The 18,490-nt window shown below is 72.1% G+C and carries 16 protein-coding genes; 4 read left to right on the forward strand and 12 right to left on the reverse strand.

Going from position 1 to position 18,490, the window contains the following annotated elements; all coding sequences use genetic code 11:
• The first annotated feature begins 126 nt into the window (after positions 1–126).
• Positions 127–1,587, forward strand: coding sequence for a mannitol dehydrogenase family protein (locus DEU35_RS16680; protein WP_116240182.1), 1,461 nt, complete (start codon positions 127–129; stop codon positions 1,585–1,587).
• Positions 1,588–1,629: 42 nt separating this feature from the next.
• On the opposite strand, the gene DEU35_RS16685 is transcribed toward DEU35_RS16680, so the two are convergent.
• The 7 genes from DEU35_RS16685 to DEU35_RS16715 all read right to left on the reverse strand — a co-directional run bounded on the left by DEU35_RS16685 (position 1,630) and on the right by DEU35_RS16715 (position 8,515).
• A complete protein-coding gene (locus DEU35_RS16685) occupies positions 1,630–2,766 on the reverse strand; it encodes a S9 family peptidase (RefSeq protein ID WP_103211023.1) in 1,137 nt (378 codons plus the stop codon).
• Positions 2,763–3,686: a hypothetical protein gene (locus DEU35_RS16690; RefSeq protein WP_147301899.1), complete on the reverse strand. Its 924-nt coding sequence runs from the start codon at positions 3,684–3,686 to the stop codon at positions 2,763–2,765. The genes DEU35_RS16685 and DEU35_RS16690 overlap by 4 nt, the downstream gene beginning before the upstream one ends.
• Positions 3,683–4,144, reverse strand: a complete 462-nt coding sequence (locus tag DEU35_RS16695) for a hypothetical protein (RefSeq protein ID WP_116240184.1) — start codon at positions 4,142–4,144, stop codon at positions 3,683–3,685. Before DEU35_RS16695 ends, DEU35_RS16690 begins: the two co-directional genes overlap by 4 nt.
• Before the next feature lie 22 nt (positions 4,145–4,166).
• Complete coding sequence (locus DEU35_RS16700; RefSeq protein WP_147301900.1) at positions 4,167–4,811, reverse strand: helix-turn-helix transcriptional regulator; 645 nt, start codon at positions 4,809–4,811, stop codon at positions 4,167–4,169.
• A gap of 249 nt (positions 4,812–5,060) precedes the next feature.
• Positions 5,061–6,032: a LacI family DNA-binding transcriptional regulator gene (locus DEU35_RS16705; RefSeq protein WP_103211029.1), complete on the reverse strand. Its 972-nt coding sequence runs from the start codon at positions 6,030–6,032 to the stop codon at positions 5,061–5,063.
• 162 nt (positions 6,033–6,194) lie between these two features.
• A complete protein-coding gene (locus DEU35_RS16710; protein WP_103211027.1) occupies positions 6,195–7,082 on the reverse strand; it encodes a tagatose-bisphosphate aldolase in 888 nt (295 codons plus the stop codon).
• A gap of 62 nt (positions 7,083–7,144) precedes the next feature.
• On the reverse strand, positions 7,145–8,515 hold the full coding sequence (locus DEU35_RS16715; protein ID WP_220340870.1) for an FGGY family carbohydrate kinase: 1,371 nt from the start codon (positions 8,513–8,515) through the stop codon (positions 7,145–7,147).
• 83 nt (positions 8,516–8,598) lie between these two features.
• Here DEU35_RS16715 and DEU35_RS16720 point away from each other — a divergent pair, with 83 nt between their 5' ends.
• Entirely contained in the window at positions 8,599–9,819 is a 1,221-nt protein-coding gene (locus DEU35_RS16720; protein WP_181904685.1) for an HAD-IA family hydrolase, read from the forward strand.
• Positions 9,820–9,920: 101 nt separating this feature from the next.
• On the opposite strand, the gene DEU35_RS16725 is transcribed toward DEU35_RS16720, so the two are convergent.
• Positions 9,921–10,610: a DUF2848 domain-containing protein gene (locus tag DEU35_RS16725; protein WP_218026382.1), complete on the reverse strand. Its 690-nt coding sequence runs from the start codon at positions 10,608–10,610 to the stop codon at positions 9,921–9,923.
• A 129-nt stretch (positions 10,611–10,739) separates the two neighbouring features.
• Here DEU35_RS16725 and DEU35_RS16730 point away from each other — a divergent pair, with 129 nt between their 5' ends.
• Positions 10,740–12,101 (forward strand): MFS transporter, encoded by a 1,362-nt coding sequence (locus DEU35_RS16730; RefSeq protein ID WP_116240188.1) that lies wholly within the window; start codon positions 10,740–10,742, stop codon positions 12,099–12,101.
• On the opposite strand, the gene DEU35_RS16735 is transcribed toward DEU35_RS16730, so the two are convergent.
• Positions 12,098–12,757: a GntR family transcriptional regulator gene (locus DEU35_RS16735; RefSeq protein ID WP_116240189.1), complete on the reverse strand. Its 660-nt coding sequence runs from the start codon at positions 12,755–12,757 to the stop codon at positions 12,098–12,100. The genes DEU35_RS16730 and DEU35_RS16735 overlap by 4 nt on opposite strands.
• Positions 12,758–12,802: 45 nt before the next feature.
• On the opposite strand from DEU35_RS16735, the gene DEU35_RS16740 reads away from it, so the two are divergent.
• Positions 12,803–13,606: a carbon-nitrogen hydrolase family protein gene (locus DEU35_RS16740; protein ID WP_116240190.1), complete on the forward strand. Its 804-nt coding sequence runs from the start codon at positions 12,803–12,805 to the stop codon at positions 13,604–13,606.
• A gap of 18 nt (positions 13,607–13,624) precedes the next feature.
• Here DEU35_RS16740 and DEU35_RS16745 read toward each other — a convergent pair whose 3' ends face one another.
• Genes DEU35_RS16745 through DEU35_RS16755 form a run of 3 tightly spaced genes read right to left on the reverse strand, consistent with a single transcriptional unit; the run spans position 13,625 to position 18,289 of the window.
• Positions 13,625–16,435, reverse strand: a complete 2,811-nt coding sequence (locus DEU35_RS16745; RefSeq protein ID WP_220340872.1) for an FAD-binding and (Fe-S)-binding domain-containing protein — start codon at positions 16,433–16,435, stop codon at positions 13,625–13,627.
• Positions 16,436–16,475: 40 nt separating this feature from the next.
• Positions 16,476–17,465: a 1-phosphofructokinase family hexose kinase gene (locus DEU35_RS16750; RefSeq protein WP_181904686.1), complete on the reverse strand. Its 990-nt coding sequence runs from the start codon at positions 17,463–17,465 to the stop codon at positions 16,476–16,478.
• A complete protein-coding gene (locus DEU35_RS16755) occupies positions 17,462–18,289 on the reverse strand; it encodes a class II fructose-bisphosphate aldolase (protein WP_258873590.1) in 828 nt (275 codons plus the stop codon). Before DEU35_RS16755 ends, DEU35_RS16750 begins: the two co-directional genes overlap by 4 nt.
• Between the last annotated feature and the right edge of the window lie 201 nt (positions 18,290–18,490).

Here is an 18,490-nt window from a genome sequence, read left to right on the forward strand (position 1 = left end):
CGGATGCCTGGACCCTCACGTCCACGCGAGGGTCCCGGCATCCACCCTTCTGCTCACGGTTCGGGGCGGGTTTCGCACCGAACCCGCCCGATCCACCGCCCCTCTCCCCGACACACGGAGCCCCGCATGACCGACCTCACCGCCGCCGCCCTCCCCTCTCTCGCGGCGAACGTGTCCGTGCCGACGTACGACCGCACGGCCGTGCGCTCGCGGATCGTGCACGTCGGGGTCGGCGGGTTCCACCGGGCGCACGAGGCCATGTACCTCGACCGTCTGCTCGAGGCCGGCCACACCGAGTGGGGCCTGTGCGGGGTCGGCGTCCTTTCGTTCGACGCCGCCATGCGCGACGCCCTCGCCGCTCAGGACGACCTCTACACGCTCGTCACCACCGCACCCGACGGCACCTCCGCCGCGCGCGTGATCGGCTCGATCGTCGAGTACCTCTTCGTCCCCGACGACCCCGAGGCCGTCGTCGCCAAGCTCGCCGACCCCGACACCGCGATCGTCTCGCTGACCATCACCGAGGGCGGCTACGGCATCGACGACGCCACGGGCGACTACTCCCCGCGCGATGAGGCGACTCTCGCCGACCTCGACGGCTCCGCCTCCCCGCGCAGCGTCATGGGCCTGCTCGCCGAGGGACTTCGTCGGCGGCGGGATGCCGGCATCCCGGCGTTCACGGTCATGTCCTGCGACAACATCCAGGGCAACGGGCACGTGGCCCGCGCCGCCCTCGTCGGCTTCGCCCAGCGCCTCGACCCGGGGCTCGCCACGTGGATCGCCCGGAACGTGTCGTTCCCGAACTCGATGGTCGATCGGATCACCCCGGTCACCACCGACGAGACGCGCGCCGCGGTCGCCGAGGAGTTCGGCATCCGGGATCGGTGGCCGGTGCGCAGCGAGTCGTTCGAGCAGTGGGTGCTCGAAGACGCCTTCACCGCCGGCCGTCCGCCGTTCGGCGAGGTCGGCGTGCAACTGGTGGACGACGTCGAGCCGTACGAGCTGATGAAGCTGCGCCTGCTCAACGCCTCGCACCAGGCGATGAGCTACCTCGGCATCCTGTCGGGTGCGCACTACGTGCACGAGGTCTGCACCGACCCGCTCTTCGTGGACTTCCTGCGGGGGTACATGCACGAGGAGGCGATCCCCACGCTCCGGCCCGTGCCGGGTATCGATCTCGACGCCTACTGCGACCAGCTCATCGCCCGCTTCGGCAGCGAAGCGATCCGCGACACCCTGGCGCGCCAGGTGGTGGACGGCTCCGACCGGCTGCCGAAGTTCCTGCTCCCCGTCGTGCGCGAGCAGCTCGCCTCGGGTGGGCGCATCGATCACGCGGCTCTCGTGCTCGCGGGGTGGAGCGTGTTCCTCGAGGGTCGCACCGAGAGCGGCGACGAGACCCCCGCCGTCGACAGCCGCCTCGACGAGCTCCGCGCGATCGTTCACGACGACCCGGCCGCGCTGCTCGACTACGCGCCGGTGTTCGGCGACCTCGGCCGGAACGCCCGCCTGCGCGAGGCCTATCTGTCGGCGCGTGCGTCGCTGACCGAGCGGGGAGCGCGCGGCGCGATCGCCGCTCTCACCGCCTGATCCCTCGGGTCCGCCGCCGAAGGGCGCTCGCGCAACGGCGCATCACCCGTGGCCGAGGCCCCGCAGGAATCCGCTGATCGCGTCGTGGAACCGGGTCGCATCCTGGTTGGCCTCGTTGCAGTGCCCGGTCGTGTCGAACGCGACGAGTTCGGCTTCCGGATGCCGTTTGACGTACGCGAGAGATCCGCTCACCGGCACAACGGGGTCGCGCAGGCTGTGCACGATCAGCGTGGGCACCTGCGGAGCGGGGCGCGGGCCGTCGACCCAGTTGAGCGCTCGGGCATCCACCGCCTCGACGAGTCCGAGCGCCCGCGCGCCGAGACTGCTGCCGAGGATGCGCATCGACGAGCCGGCGACCGAGCGAGGAAGACGAGCGCCCGCGACGGCGTTCTCGACGACGCGCGTCCAGTCGAGGGCGGGAGCGACGAGCACGAGGCCGGTCACGCGATCGCGGTGAGCCGATTGTTCGAGGGCGAGCATCGCGATCGTGCCGCCCATCGACCACGCGACCACCACGATCTCCCGAGCCCCCTGCTCGACCGCGTAAGAGATCGCATCGTCGACATCGCGCCATTCGCGCGTGCCGAGCGTCGAGGGCAGGGAATCCGCGGGAGCGCACTCCTCATCCCCCGCGTACGACACGACGAGCGACATCCAGCCCGCATCCGCGGACGCCGGGGTGGAGCGCAGGGCACCGTTGCGGCTCGAGCGCAGGCCGTGCACGTGGATCGTCCACCGTCCGTCGGCGTTCTCGCGGTCGCCGACCTCCCACGCCTCCGCGACACCGCCACGCCGAAGCGGCACGGAGACATGGCGGGTGGGACCGACCTCTTCGGGGGCGCCGATGCTCTGCGACGTCCAGGTGGCCACGGCATCCCCGTCCTCGAGTCCGTCCGGACGCGAAGCGAGGGTGCGCACCACACGGTTCTTGTCGATGCGGAGCGGCTCGCCCACCACGACGTGCCGGCCGTCGTCGAGCCACAGGCCGTAGGTTCCCGGTTCGCGGCTCTCCCGTGTCGCGGGCACGGTGACCGTGTCGCCCGCGACCGTGATGGGGGCGTAGACCTTCGGCGCCTTGGGCGCGATGAGGCGGCGGGCGACATAGCCGGCGAGGGCCGTGTGGGCGACGGCGACGGTCGCGGCGGCGACACCGGTGCCGACGGCGAGGGATCGGATCATGAAGGGGCTCCCGAGGTTCGGCGGGTCAAGTGGGCGTCGATGTCGTCGAGCAGGGCGCGCTGCGCGGGGGTCAGCGGCGTCGAGGTGGCGATCGCGTCGTCTTCGACGGCGACCCGCAGGGCGTGCAGGCGCGTGTCGGCGACGGCATCCACGGGCAGTCCCGGAAAGGAGTCCGCCCCGCGTTCGCGCGCGACGGGCTCCAGCCGCGCGAGCAGTTCCTCCCCGCGTCGACGGATCTTGGCCGTCGTTCGGGATGCCACGAAGATGCCGATCACGAACGACACCACGCCGAGGTAGAACAGGGGGTCGAACAGCGCGCTGACCACGGCCTCGGGTGCGAAGAACCGCGACAGCGTGAGATCGAGGATCTCGCTCAGGCACCCGAGGACGATCCCCACGGCACCGATGCGGAAGAACGCGCGGGTCCTCGGGAGCGAGCCACGGGCCGAGCGGAACAGCAGCAGGCCGACGAGGGCGATGCCCGCCATGTGCAGCACCCCGTAGGCCCAGGCCCCGGTCGAGGTCGTCGCGAGGTCTTCGAGGAAACGGAACGACGACGTCCCGCGCTCGGGCATCGCGATGAAGAAGACGGCGGCGAAGAGCACGGCGAGGCCCCCCGGGAACCACCACCGCAGCGATCGGATACGCGCCGTCACCGGTGCCGTCCCGGCCTGGATGCCGAGCCACAGTGCCACCATCGTCAGCACGTTCTGCACGAGCTTGAGGATGTTCGTCCCGCCGATCAGGCCGTCGAGCATCGCGAGCGGGATCACCGTGCCCTGGGTGAGCAGGGCGATCGAGCCGATGAGGGCCGCGAGCCAGGCGATGCGCGCGCGCGGCTGGTGCCAGGCGACCCGCGCCCGGAGCACGACGACGAGCAGCAGCCCGACGAGCGCCGCGTCGATGAGCATCACGGTCACCACGACGATTCGGCCACCCTCGGCGAGGTGTAGAGCACGCGCGCGATACGGTGCGCGACGTGCTCGGCCACGAGCTCCGCCTCGTACTCCGGCGTGGTCAGCTCGGGATTGTCGTGCGGCGAGACCGAGGAGCGCTCGTGCAGGGCACCCGAGCAGTGCGCGTCGTCGAGAAGGTGCCCCAGTTCGTGGGAGGCGGCGAACTGGCTGTAGATCGCGGCATCCGCGGCCCGGACGTGAATGCTGCCCTCGCGCCGATCGGCGAAGTAGGTGAGGAAGCCCGTCAGCGTTCCCCACCCGGCGGTCTCGGCCTCGCGCACGACCCGCAGACGGATCTTCAGCGCCCGCTCGACCGCGTGGACGACCTCGTCGAACGTCATGCCGGGGGTCAGACCCGCGCGTTCGAACGCCCGATCCGCGCGCGCTTGCACGCGGGCGAGCATCTCGTCCGCCCCCGTCACCGCCGCGCCCCCTTACGGCTGATCATGTCGCGGGCGGCCTGCTTCGCAACGACCGGGCGATCGCCCGGAGGGCGTCGGGCGACATCTCCCCCAGGGCGCGGAACTGGATGCTGCTGGCCCCCGCTTCGCGCATGGCGTCGCGCAGCTCGAGTTCGGCCTCGGTGCGGTCGGTGACGGCGTCGTCGGTGTAGTCGGTGAGGTACTCGGTGGGGACGTCGGCCCACTGGGTGATCAGGCGGAGGACCTCTTCGTCGAGCACGACCGTGTTGGTGACGGCGGCCAGCAGAGCGCGAGCGCTCTCGGCAGCCGCCGGGTCGACCTCGTCGAGGTGGTCTATGAGGTCGCTCTCGCTGACCGCCTGGCTGTCGACGAGCCGGCGGACCCGTTCGGCGAGCGGGGAGGCGGGAACCCGCATCTCGATCCGAGGGGCCGACTCGGGATTCGCGACCTCTTCGGGGGACACCCCGAGAGCGGCGGCCAGCGCCTCGATGTCGTTGGTGTTGTAGGGCAGCGAGAAGCCGGCCCGCGACTGGTAGTAGCTCTTCGTCATTCCGGCGCGGCTGAGGAGCTCGCCCACCGTCAGGCCTTTCGCCTGGCGGAGGCGGTCCACATTCGCCACCACTCGGCGGGAGTACCGCGAGGGTGGTCCGACAGCGCCGCGACCCACGTTTCGATCGTAGACGCCCTCGACCACCGCCGGACGACCGTATTTACGGCCTGACCTCGGGTGCTATTTACGAAGGGCTGTGCTTGGATGGAGAAAGACCGCGAGCGGGGGTCCGTGGGGGAACCCCTCGCGCGCGAGCGATCGGGAGAGGCTTCCCGATCCGTCGGCGACGGGCGCGGCACCATTGGGGGGTGCCGCGCCCGTTCGCTTCCCGGACCGGGAATCGACGCCCGACCCGGGTGGAACGCCTCAGAGGCCGCAGGACTCCCGCTCGACGAGTGAGACGTCGATCACCGTCAGCTCGTCGAGACCGAGACCGGCGTCGGGCTGCAGGCGCGCGAACACCCGCTCGGCCGCGAGCGCTCCGATGCGGCGCGGGTCCTGGTCGACCACCGTGACCGAGGGGGTCAGGGTGTCGGCCATCGGGAAGTCTCCGAAGCCGACGAACGGCAGGGACTGCCCGCGCAGCACGTGCGCCAGCGCCATCGAGGAGCGGGCGTTGGCCGAGAAGACGGCGGTGGGCGGATCGGCGAGCGCGCGCAGGCGTTCGAGGGCGGATGCCGCGGACGCGCGGTCCGACACCTGCGAGGCGATCAGGTCTTCATCCACGTCGACCCCCGCTTCGCGCAGCGCCCGGCGCCAGCCCTCGACGCGCTTCGTCTCGGTCGAGAGGTGCACCATGTCGCCGAGGTAGGCGATGCGGCGATGCCCGTGCGAGAGCAGGTGAGACGTGGCGAGGTGCGCCCCGGCCTCGTCGTTCTCGGTGAACGTGTCGGTGAGCAGGCCCACCGGAGCACGGTCGACGAAGACGATCGGCGTGTGTCCGCGCCAGCGCTCGAGCCACGAGTGGTCGGTGCCGACCGGAGCGATCACGAGACCGGTGAGCTGGCGTCCGAGGAGCGACTCGAGCGCGGGCCGCTCGTCGGCGGGGTCCTCGCCCAGGCTGGTGACGAGGGTGGAGAGTCCCCGGCGGCGGGCGGTGTCCTCGACGGAGCGCGCGATCGCAGCGAAGAACGGGTCGACCACGTCGGGAACGGCCACCCCGATGACCGAGGCGCGACCCGCGCGGAAGGTGGTCGCCAGGGCGTTCGGAACGTAATTGAGCTCCCGCATCGCGGCCTCGACGAGGGCGCGGGTGTCGGGCAGCACGTGCGGGTCGTCGTTGAACACGCGCGACACGGTCTTGGTGCTCACCCCGGCGCGCAGGGCGACATCGCGCATCGTGGTCACGAGGCACCTCCGGGGTAGGGGTTCGGGCGGGGAGCTGCTCCGACAGGCCACCCTATCCGGCGGCGGGTCGAACCCGCCCGCCCGGGACCTCGACGACGCTCCCCCGCATGCACCCGCGGTGAGCGCGCCCCGTCTCGGGCGGGCGTGGTCATGTCAGCGACCGTCGACGGCGTCGGCGAGCTCACGCAGGCGCGGCAGGGCGCGCCCCGAGAGCAGCTCCTCACGGCGACCGGCGTCGATCGACAGGCTGTCCTTCCACAGCGACCGACCGGCCATCGCGCCCGAGGCGCCGTTCGCGACCGCCGTGCGCACCTGCTCGATGAAGGTCTCGTGATCGACGCCGGCCGACAGCACGGCCCACGGCACACCCTGGGCGACCTCGGTCACCCGGGCGCTCGCCTCCGCCGACCCCGGGTACTGGAGCTTGAGGATCTTCGCGCCGCACGCCACCGCGAGCGCGGCGCCGTCGACGACGAGGTCGGCGAAGGCGGCCTTGTACTCCTCGTCACTCTCGCCCTCGAGCTGGTAGGTCAGCAGTTCGACGATGAGCAGCAGGCCCTCGTCCTCGCACGCCTGCACGAGGTCGCGGATCTCCTGCGCGACGCGGGAGTCGGCATCCTGCCTGTCGGGGCGCGTGTAGTAGAGCATCTTCGCCACGGTCCCGCCCATGTCGCGGACGGTGCGGGGGGTCACCCCCGGTACGAAGCGCGTGTACTTCAGGCCGTCGACGGTCTCGAAGCCCGAGGCATCGAGACCCACGACGAGACCGGTCTCGCGGTCGAGCACGCCGTCGTCGACGATCTGGGGAAGCGCGACCTCGGGGTCGAGCAGGATCGCGGGAGCGTGGTTGGCGAGGTGGCGCACGAGGTCGGCCTTCACCTCGGCGAGCTCCTCGCGCGTGATGGCGTCGGAGCCGCCCGGCGCGTCTTTGATGGCCGCCTTCATGCCGTTGCGCTGGTCGGCGGCGACGATGAGCATGTGGCCGCCGGGGGTGCTGATCGACTGGAGCGCGCGGCGCTCGAGCGTGGTGAGTTCGTTCATGATCTCTCTTCTCTGGGGTCTGTTCGCGCGTCCGATCGGGACGGGCGCGGCGAGTGCGGAAGTCAGGAGGGGACGGATGCCGAGACGAGGCGCCGCGCCCTGTCGGCGGCCCCCCATGCGACGTCCTGCTCGCGGGTGGACAGGGACGGATTCGGAAGCACCTCGGCGCGGGCGCGTCGGACGGAGGCCATGCCCGCCCAGCCGCCGGTGAGGGTCGCATGGGTGGCCGGGGCGACCTCGCGGTCCATCGCGGCGATGAGCGCCGCGATCTCGTCGTTGCTGTGCCGCAGCGCAGCACCGAAGATCTCGGCGGGCGACGCCTCGGCGTGAAGGGCCAGGCGCAGCACGCCGTCGTCGTTGCGGGCACCGGTCACCTCGATGGCCCCCGCCGGCAGCTCTCCCTCGAACGGCAGAGCCATCACCGCGTCGTCGAGCGCATCTCGACCGGCGCGGTCGGTGATCCCCGCCGCGTGCAGCGCGCGGCGCAGCAGCAGCCCGGTCTTCACCCCGGCGACGAGCACGTGCTGGCCGGGAACGACGTGGCGCACCTCGTTGATGAGCGCGTCGGCGAGGCGCTGTCGCGCCGCGAACCCGAGGGGTGCGTCGAGCACGCGCAGCAGCACCTCGGCGGTGCCGAGCGACACGTGGTAGCCGGCGGCATCCAGGGTCCCGTTGGCTTGAGCGGCGACGAGGTGATCGTGGCCGGCCACGGTGAGGGCGGCGCCGTCGACACGGGGACCGAAGGCACCGGATGCCGTGCCCCAGGGCAGTCCGCCCCCGCGCAGCGGTGGCAAGAGGTCGTCGGTGACGCCCAGCGCGTCGAGCATCGCGGGCCAGGCGGCGCCGGAGTCCTGGTCGATGAGGCCGGTGCGCGAGGCGAGGGAGAGTTCGAGGGCGATGTCGCCTCCGAGGGCCGCGACGACGAACTCCGGCAGGTCGAGCCATCGGAGGCCGGCGAGGTCGGTGCCCTGGTCGCGGAGCCAGGCGAGCTTCGCGACGCTCACCTGCGCCCCGAGAGGAAGGCCGGTGCGCCCGGCGAACTCCTCGCGGACCGCGGCGGGGAAGGCGGCGATCTGATCGAGGCCGCGGGGATCGAACCACGCGAAACCGGGAGCCACGGCGGCGCCGTCGGCACCGATGAGCATGCCGGTCTCGCCCATGCCCGCGACGGCGAGCGAGGTCAGCGGGGCGGTGGTGCGGGGTGCGAGTTCGGCATCGACGAGGTCGACCAGCGCGCGGATCGCGCGGAGCAGGTCGTCGGCGACGATATCGGTCGTTCCCGCCGCGCCCACGCGCCACGGCGTCGGCACCTGCGCTCCGGCGACCTCGGCGCCGTCGTCGTCGATGACGAGCATCTTGATCGCGGTGCTGCCGAGGTCGAGCCCGCCGTGCAGGCGTGCGCGCCCCGAAACCATGTCACCGGTGTCTCGCATGAGCGGCCGTCCTTTCCGGAACTTCTTCGAGTCCCGGAATTTCAAGCATGACACCGGTGACTTGCTACGTCTATGGTGGGGGTATGCCGTCCCCGTGTCAAATACCCGATCCGCTCGCCGTCGTCGTCGCCGGAACCGCGGGAAGCGGCAAGACCACGCTCGGACGCAGGATCGCCGAGACCCTTCGTGCTCCGCTCGTCGACCTCGACAGCGTGACCACGCCGCTGCTCGACGCGCTCCCCGCCGACGAGCTGGGCGGGCACTGGCTGACCTCGCCGCACGCCTCCGCCATCCGCGCCGGCCGCTATGCCGCCCTGCGCGCGACGGCCGCCGACGCCCTGTCCACGACCGGCCGCGTCGTGGTCGTCGCCCCGTTCACCGCGGAGCTCTCCGGCGGGTCCGAGTGGCAGGCGCTGCGCGCCGCCCTCGCTCCCGCCGAGCCGCACGTCGTGCACGTCGACGGAGACCCCGCCGTCCTGGCATCCCGTCGCATCTCCCGCGGAGCATCACGAGACGCGCACCGGCCGGACACGCCGCCGATCTCGCCGGCCATCGCCGTGACCACTGTCGACGCGGAGCTCTCCACCGCCCAGCAGCTGGCGCGGGTGCTGCCCGCACTGGGCATCCGCCGCCCGGTCGATGCCGACGCCGCGATCTTCGCGCGCGACTTCGACGCGGTGCTCTTCGACCTCGACGGCACGCTCGTGGACTCCACGGCATCCGTCGTCCGCTCCTGGCGACGCTTCGCCGAGCACTTCGAGGTGTCGATGGAGGCACTGCACGCCAACCACGGCCAGCCCGCGCGCACGCTGGTCAGCCTGCTCCTCCCCGCCGATCGGGGCGCTGAAGCGATCGCGCACGTCACCGATCTCGAGGTGGCGGATGCCGCGGGTCTCGCACCCGTCCGCGGCGCACAGGAGTTCTTCGCCTCGGTGCCCGCCGAGCGACGGGCCATCGTGACCTCGGGCTCGGTGCCCATCGCGACCGCGCGCCTGTCGGCTGCGGGGTTCGAACGCCCCGCGGTCTTCGTCACCGTCGACGACGTCGTCAACGGCAAACCGCACCCCGAGCCGTTCCTGACGGCGGCCCGGCGTCTCGGCGTGGACCCCGCCCGCTGCCTCGTCGTCGAAGACGCGCCCGCCGGCATCGCCGCGGCCCGTGCGGCCGGCTGCACCGTGCTGGCCCTGACCGGGACGACCGGCGAAGAGGAGCTGACCGCCGACCTCGTGGTGGACGGGCTGGATGCCGTGCGCCTCGACGTCACGGCATCCGGAGCACTGCGACTGCGCCCGCACGACCGCTGAAGGGAGGAGATTCCGACGACGGAGGACGCTCGCCCCGAAAATGTCCTCCCCTCCCCGGATCCCCTCCCCGCGCGGAGCATGACCGCTCCGCGCCGTCGGCCTCAGCCGATGGGAACCGGCATGCGCTCGACGCCGTAGCTCAGGGTCGCCGACTCACCCGTCTGCTCGTCGAGGAGCTCGACCTCCCAGCGATCGGCGAACTGGTCGACGCCGGGGATCATGGGGATGGTGCCCGAGATGAGGGCCACTCCCTCGTGGCGCTCCCCGCGCTCGGCGAGCACGTCGAGCCAGTACTGCGGCGAGAGGAGGTCGCCGACGCGTCCGTCCTGGATGAGCGTGCGCTCCTGCCCGACCCACGCGCGCAGCCGCAGGTCGTCGACCCGCCCCCCGAGCGACGACAGGCGCCAGGCGCGCCGGCCGAGCATGTCGGGGCCGGCGTTCTTGCTCCAGGCGACGCCGTGCACCTCGAGGGCGCGGTCGGTGTGGTCGCACGCGACCGTGAGCAGCACGTCGTCGGCGTTCGGACCCGCGATCACGATGCCCCACTCGGCCTCTCCCGAGGTGCGCTCGTGCTGGGCCTCGACGCTGTCGCTCTGCCGGGCGAGGTAGGACGACACCGGGTACAGCGACGGCGTCGTCGTGGGAGCGGGCACGCCCAACTCCGCGAGTTCCTCGATGTGGTGACGCACGGCGGCCTGATCGCGGCCCGCGTAGCCGGCGTTGTAAAGGTGCTGCACGTCGATGGAGACGAGGGTGTCCTCGCCGATGATCTCGAATTCCAGAGCGGTCACGTCGCCTCTTCCCATTGTTACGACGCGGAAAAATCTCGCCGCATCGGTTGCGTATACGTTTTGTATACAGGAAGTATGAGGGAAACGAAAACGCGGCGACCCGATGCGCCGACACCAGAGGAGACCCTCATGACGAACGTCCGAAACGCCGCGCCGGGCAGCCGGGAGCGCACGCGCTCGCTCGCCAAGGCGTACACCGCGAGCCTCACCGGCACGGCCCTGGAGTGGTACGACTTCGCCGTCTACTCCGCCGCCGCCGCCGTCGTGTTCCCGGTGCTGTTCTTCCCCGAGAGCGATCCGCTCACGGGCGCCCTGCTCGCCTTCTCCACCTACGCGGTCGGTTACCTCTCCCGCCCGGTCGGAGGGATCGTGTTCGGCCGCCTGGGCGACAAGATCGGCCGCAAGAAGGTGCTGGTCATCACCCTTCTGCTCGTCGGCATCGCGACCTTCCTCATCGGCGTCCTCCCGACATACGACGCCGTCGGGCCGCTCGCCGCGGTCATCCTCGTCCTCCTGCGCTTCGCACAGGGAGTGGGCGTGGGCGGCGAGTGGGGTGGAGCCGTGCTGCTGTCGAGCGAGTTCGGCACGCCCCAACGCCGCGGCTTCTGGGCCTCCGCCGCGCAGGTCGGGCCGCCCGCGGGAAACCTGCTCGCCAACGGCGTGCTCGCCGTCCTGACGCTGATGCTGACCGACGAGCAGTTCCTCGCGTGGGGCTGGCGCGTCGCCTTCCTGCTGTCGGCCCTGCTCGTCGCGTTCGGCCTGTGGATCCGCCTCGCGCTCGAGGACACCCCGATCTTCCGCGCCATCGAGCAGTCGGGCGACCGCCCGGAGGCCCCGGTCAAGGACGTCTTCCGGCTCGAGGGCCGCGGGCTGCTGGCCGCGATCCTGTGCCGCCTCGCGCCCGACATCCTCTACGCGATGTTCACGGTCTTCACGCTGACCTACGGCCTCACCCAACTCGGCATGGAGCGCTCGCAGGTGCTGACCGCGACCCTGATCGGGTCGGCCTTCCAGCTCGCGCTCATCCCGCTCGCCGGATGGATCAGCGACCTCGTCAACCGGCGCCTGCTCTACGCGATCGCGGCGGTGGCCGCCGCGGCCTGGCCCTTCGTCTTCTTCCTCATGATCGGCGGCGGCTCGATGCCGCTGTTCGTCCTGGGCGTCGTCGTGGGCCTCGCGATCCACTCGTTCCTGTACGGTCCGCAGGCGGCGTTCATCACCGAGCAGTTCAGCCCGCGCCTGCGCTACACGGGGTCGTCACTGGCCTACACGATCGCCGGTGTCTTCGGCGGGGCACTGGCTCCCGTGATCTTCACCGCTCTGTTGAGCGCCACCGGGAGCTGGGTCGCCCCGGCGATCTACCTCGCCGTGGCCGCCGTGCTGACCATCGTGGGGGTGCTGCTCGGCCGCAACCCGCAGCACGCCGAAGACGAGGAGTACCTCGAAGTGCTCTCGACGTCGCGCGCGGGATCGGCGGACGCCGAGTCCTAGGACCCGGTCAGGATCGTTCGGAGGGTGATGCTCAGGTGGTCGTCGATGGCTTTCTCGGCGGCCGCCTGATCTCCCGCCCTCAGGGCATCGACGATGGCACCGTGCTCGTGCGTGACGGCGTCCCACCGCGACGGTCCGATCCCCAACGCCGCGATCCCCACCCGCACCTGGCGCTCGCGCAGCGCCGCATAGCTGCGGGAGAGGAACGAATTGCCCGCGGCGTCGACGAGAACCTGGTGGAACTGCCTGTCGAGCTCGATGCACGCGCGGGCCTGCTCGAACGTCACACGCGTCAGTCCCTCGGTGACGGCCTGCTGACGACCCATGATCTCGGCGAGCGCCTCGTGCGGCGAAACGCCCTGGAAGAACGCACGCTGGACGGCGAAGCGCTCGATCAGGCCGCGCATCTCCATCAGCTCGGCCGTCTCGCGCGGGGTCAAGGCGGCGACGCGGGCTCCCCGACGCGGCTCGAGGTCCACCAGCCCCTCCGACGCAAGAATCAGCAGCGCCTCCCGGACGGGCGTGCGCGAGACCCCGACCTCGTCGGCGACATCTTGTTCGTTGATGAAGCCGCCCTCGACCTGGGGGTCGGTGAGCAGGGCGCGAAGATGCTCGAGGGCGCGGTCGCGACCCGACGGGGACGTGGCTGAAGGCATACAAAATGTATACAACACGGGGCGACCCGTACGAAGGAGACACCCATGCGCATCGCTCTGGCCCAGGTCGTGGCCGGTTCCGACCCCGTCGAGAACCTCTCGATCATCGCCCGCGAGACCCGACGAGCGGCCGCCGACGGCGCCGAGCTCGTCGTCTTCCCCGAGGCGGTCATGTGCCGCTTCGCCGGCCCCGACCTCGGCGGGGTCGCCGAGCCTCTCGACGGTCCGTGGGCCGAGGGTGTGCGCCGCATCGCACGAGAGGCCGGCGTGACGATCGTGGTCGGCATGTTCACCCCGTCGGCGAGCCCCGAACGCGTGCGCAACACCCTCCTCGTCGCCGGTGCCGTCGACGCGAGCTACGACAAGATCCACCTCTACGACGCCTTCGGGTATCGAGAGTCGGATGCCGTGGAGCCCGGCGACCACCCGGTGACGTTCGACCTGAACGGCGTCCGCATCGGGGTGGCCACGTGTTACGACGTGTGCTTCCCCGAGCTCTTCCGTGCGCTGGCCGAGGAGGGCGCCGACCTCGTTCTCGTCGCGGCCTCGTGGGGCTCCGGGCCGGGCAAGCGCGAGCACTGGGAGCTGCTGACGCGCGCTCGGGCTCTCGACACCACGACCGTGGTGGTGGCCGTCGGCCAGGCCGATCCGCTGACCATCGGCCGCGACGACGGCGCGGGCGCTCCGACCGGCATCGGCTTCAGCGGAGTCATCGCCGCAGACGGGACCGACGTCGTCCGCCTCGGCGATGCGCCGGAAACCCTCGTCGTCGACGTCGACGGCCCCCTGGCCGCGGTCCCCCGCGTCCGCGCCGCCCTTCCGGTCCTCGCCAACGGCCACCGCCTCTGACGACCGGGCCCATGGGGGTCAGCGCGTGGCGCGTTCCAGCAGCTCCAGCACGTGCACGTACGACTCCCCCGTCGCCTTCGTCATGCCCAGCTCGCACGTGCGGTTGCACGACGCGTGCGCGTCGGCTCCCCACCCGGCCACCTCCGCCGCCTCCGGGGCGGTCGCGGCCTCGGTCAGCTCGGGGTGCAGCATGCCCCGGTCGCCCGCGTAGGCGCAGCAGCCCCACGCGTCGGGAACGCGAACCTCGGCTGCCACGGCCGCGCCGATGGCCCGTAGCGCCTGGTCGATCCCCAGCTGCGTCGACGAGCACGTGGGGTGCAGCGCCAGCAGCTCCGCCACCGGCGTCGGGGAGAGACGCGGAAGCAGAGTGGATGCCGCGAAGGCCACGGCATCCATCACCTGCACGCCCTCGTCACGGAGGGTGGCGGCGAAGCCCTCGGTGCAGCTGGACGCATCGCAGATGACCGGCAGGGCGCCGTCGCGGGACGCCGAGCGCACCGCCGCCCGCACCCGGGCGGTCATCGTCGCGTGCCCCTTCGCGTAGCCCTTCGACGACCAGGGGGTGCCGCAGCACAGGGCGTCGATGCCGTCGGGCACGATCGCCGCCACCCCGGCGCGCTCGAGCAGGCGTGTGAACGCCGCCGTGGCCCCGATGCCGTCGGAGGGCCCGAACATGCTCCCTACACACGCCGGCAGGAACACCGCCGAGGGCTCGACGCCGGGGAAACCGACCACCGACCCCAGCGACCGCCGCGACGCCCCACCCGCGGGCAGCTCCGGCGCATACCGGGGCACCGTGTCGGTTCCGAGCACCGCGCGGGCGGCATCCGTCACCGTCCGGACGAGCGGCATCGGCACCTTCTCGGCGGCGGTCAGCGCCACCGACCCCGCCCGCGTGACCGCTCCCCACCCCGTCGCCGCCGCCGACCACCCGGCGGCGAGCACGGGGTTCGCGTCTTCGCGTCGGAAGCGCTTCATGAGGGTTCCCGTGTTGATGAGCACCGGGCACGCGGTCTGGCACATGCCGTCGACGGCGCAGGTCTGCACGCCGTCGTAGTCGTAGTCCTTCTCGAGCTCCGCCACGAGACCCCCGTCGCCGCGCTCGCGCGCCGCGGTCGAGGCGCGCCGCACGACGATGCGCTGCCGCGGGGTGAGGGTGAGGGAGCGGCTCGGGCACACCGGCTCGCAGTAGCCGCACTCGACGCACCGGTCGGCCTCGGGCTCGATCGTCACCGGCGCCTTGAGGTGGCGCATGTGCGCACCGGGATCGTCGTCGATGATGACGCCCGGGTTCAGGATGCCGCTCGGGTCGAGCAGACGCTTGAGCCCCACCATCACGTCGTGGAGTTCGTCGCCGTACTGCCGGCGCACGTACGGCGCCATCGCGCGCCCCGTACCGTGCTCGGCCTTGAGGTTGCCGCCCGCCTCCAGCACGAGGTCGACCATCGCGTCGGTGAAGCCCTCGAAACGCCCCAGGGCCTTGGCCCCCTCGAAGCGGTCGGTCAGCATGAAGTGGATGTTGCCGTCCTTGGCGTGGCCGAAGATGACGCTGTCGTCGTAGCCGAAGCGGGCGAAGAGCTCCTGAAGCCCCTCGCAGGTGTCGGCGAGACGCTCGACGGGGACGACCACGTCTTCGAGCAGGGCCGTGGTGCCGCTCGGCCGGGCCCCGGCGACCGACGCGTAGAGCCCCTTGCGGAAGGTCCACGCCGCGGCGCGTTGGGCGGGGTCGCGAGAGAAGACGGCGGGGTCGAGAAGGTGCTCCGCGGCAAGCACGCGGGAACCGGCCTCCGCGAGAGTGCGCAGGGAGTCGTTGTCGTCGGCGTGATACTCCACCAGCAGTGCCGCCTGCGTCGTCGCCTCGAAGCCGTGGATGGCGGCGGGGGTCCCGGCCAGACGCTGTCCGACGCGCAGAGACGTGGCATCCATCAGCTCCAGCGTCGCCGCTCCCGTCGAGACCAGAGCCGGCAGAGACCGGGTCGCCGCGTCGAGAGTGGGGAACACCGCGAGGGTGGTGGAGACCGCGGGCCGGATCGGCACGGTGCGGAAGGTCGCCTCGGCGACGAACGCGAGCGTCCCCTCCGACCCCACGACCAGATGCGCGAGCAGCGCCGCGGGTGTGTCGAAGTCGAGGAAGGCGTTGAGGGCGTAACCCATCGTGTTCTTCATCGCGAACTGCCGCTCGATGAGCGCGACGCTGGCCGCGTTGCGCACCACGCGTTCGCGCAGCCGCATCAGCCCCTCGACGAGGGCGGGTTCACGGTCGCGCAGCAGCGCATCGGCGTCGGCGGCGGCCGTGTCGACGAGGGTCCCGGATGCCAGCACCAGAACGAGCCCCTCGAGGGTGCGGTACGAGTTCTCGACCGTGCCGCAGGCCATGCCGCTGGAGTTGTTCGCGACGACCCCGCCGATGGTGCAGGCGGCTTCGCTCGCCGGGTCGGGACCGAGCCGATGGCCGTGCCGCAGCAGACGCGCATTGACCTGGCGCACGGTCGCCCCGGGCTGCGACCGCACTCGGCGGCCGCCGTCGAGCACGTCGATGCGCCCGAAGCCCTGCCGCACGTCGACGAGCAGACCATTGCCCGACGACTGCCCCGAGAGGCTCGTCCCGCCGGAGCGGAAGGTGACGGGCGTGCGGGATGCCGTGGCCCCGCGCAGGATGCCGGCCACCTCGGCCGCGTCGGCGGCGACGACCACCGCATCCGGGGTCAGCAGATAGTGCGAGGCGTCGTTGGCGTACGCGACGCGGTCGATTGCCCGGGTGCGGATGCGCGAGACATCGGCGACGGCCGCGGCGATCTGGGGAGCGATCTCGGTCGGAGCGAGGGTCATGCGTGATCCTTCGGACGGTGCGGGCGGAACGCGGGAGGGATCACTCGTGACCTTCCGGGGTGAGGACCCGGGCGAGATCCGGCTCGATGTGGACGAGAGCCCGGATGCCGACCGGCTGTCCCGAGACGACGGTCGACGTGTGCGACACGGCATGGGCACCCCATTCCGCCGCCGACGCCGCCGCGAGGGCGAGGACGTCGGAGCCGGCGGCGGGCGCGCTCGTCAGCCCGAGCAGGAAGCCCGCGAGAGCGGCATCCCCCGCCCCGGCGGTGTTGGCGACGAACGGGGCATCGGCCCGGGCGAACACCGCACGGTCGGCCGTGACGGCGATGAGGCCGTCGGCACCGAGGCTCGCGAGAACCGTCCCGACACCGCGGGCGACGATCTCGCGAGCGGCGGCGACGACCTCACCCAGGGTGACGAGGGGGCGTCCGACCGCCGCCGAGAGCTCCTCGGCGTTGGGGGTGAGCAGGTCGATGCCGGCGGGATCGACAAGGAGAGCGTCCAGTGCCGCCCCGCTCGTATCGACAGCGACCCGCGCCCCGTGCTCGCGCGCGAGTGCGCGGACGGGGGCCAGGTCGACGAGGGTGCCGGTGCCGGCCAGTTCGGGCAGGCTCCCCGAGACCACGAGCCAGGGGTCGGTGCGATCCGCGAGTTCTTCACGCAGCGCCGCGATCGTGGCCGCCCATGCCTCGGGCGCCAGCGGCGGCGTGGGAGCGTTGACCTTCGTGGTGGCCCCCTGGGCGTCGATGATCGACGTGTTGACGCGCGTCGCCCCGGGCACCTCGACGATGCGCAGCAGCGGTGCGGTGAGTCCGCACCGGGCGAAGCGCACGTCGTCGGCGCCGAGCACGACGATCGCCGCGGTGTCGGCTCCCCCCGCGGCGAGGGCGGCCGAGACGTTGACGCCCTTGCCGCTCACCTCGCGGGTATAACTGTCGGCACGCGCGAAGGCACCGCGATGCAGGGTGCCGACGCGGTAGGTGGCGTCGATGGCACCCGCGGCGGTGAGGGTGACGATGCCGGTCACGCGTCGCGCCCCGTCACGACGCCGAGCAGGCGCTGCACCTCGGCGGCGACCGCCGCACGCCCCGGGGCGAGCCAGCGGCGGGGATCGATGGCATCCGGGTCCCGCTCGAGCTCGTCGCGGACCGCCGCGGTCAGCACGGTGTTGAGGTGCGTGCCGATGTTGATCTTGCGCATGCCCGCGCGCACGGCGCCGTCGATGCCGGCGTCGGCGACCCCGCTCGAGCCGTGCAGGACGAGGGGGACGGGTACGGCTGCGGCGAGCTCGGCGATGAGCGCCTCGTCGAGCCGGGCGCTGCGCTCGCGCATGGCGTGCTCGCTGCCGACGGCCACGGCGAGGGCGTCGACGCCGGTGGCCTCGACGAAGCGCACGGCCTCGGCCACGTCGGTGCGCACGCCCGGCGCGTGGGCGCCCTTGCCTCCGATCTCGCCGAGCTCGGCCTCGATCCAGGCACCGGCGGCGTGCACGCGGGCGGCGACGGCGGCGGTGCGCTCGAGGTTCTCGGCATCCGTCAGATGAGCGGCGTCGAACATCACCGACCGGATGCCGACGGCCAGGGCCTCGTCGACGAGCGGCTCGTCGGTCGCATGGTCGAGGTGCACGACGACGGGGACACGCGCGTTCTCGGCCAGGCGGAGAGCGGCCGAGGCAGCCGGGCCGACCCCGCCGTGGAACGCGATCGCGTTCTGCGACAACTGCAGGATCACCCCCGACCCCGCGGCCTCGGCTCCGGCGACGATGGCCTCGGCGACCTCGAGGGTGATGAAGTTGAAGGCCCCGACCGCACGGTGCGCGGCGAGCAGTTCGGGCATGTCGGCCAGCGGCACGGCGGTCTCTCTCTCGGGTCTCCCCTTCGTGTGAGGGGTCGTTTTCTGTCGCCGGGGACATCCCGCGGCGACCGTTGTCGGCCGCTCACGAAGGGACGAGGGGCCGGAACGGGGGGGGACGGCGAGGGGCCCTGACCCCCTGAGACGTCTGACGAGGGTGGATGCCGGGACCCCCGCGTCGCGCGAGAGGCCCCGGCATCC

Source organism: Microbacterium sp. AG157 (genome assembly GCF_003385695.1).
Classification (GTDB): Bacteria; Actinomycetota; Actinomycetes; order Actinomycetales; family Microbacteriaceae; genus Microbacterium; species Microbacterium testaceum.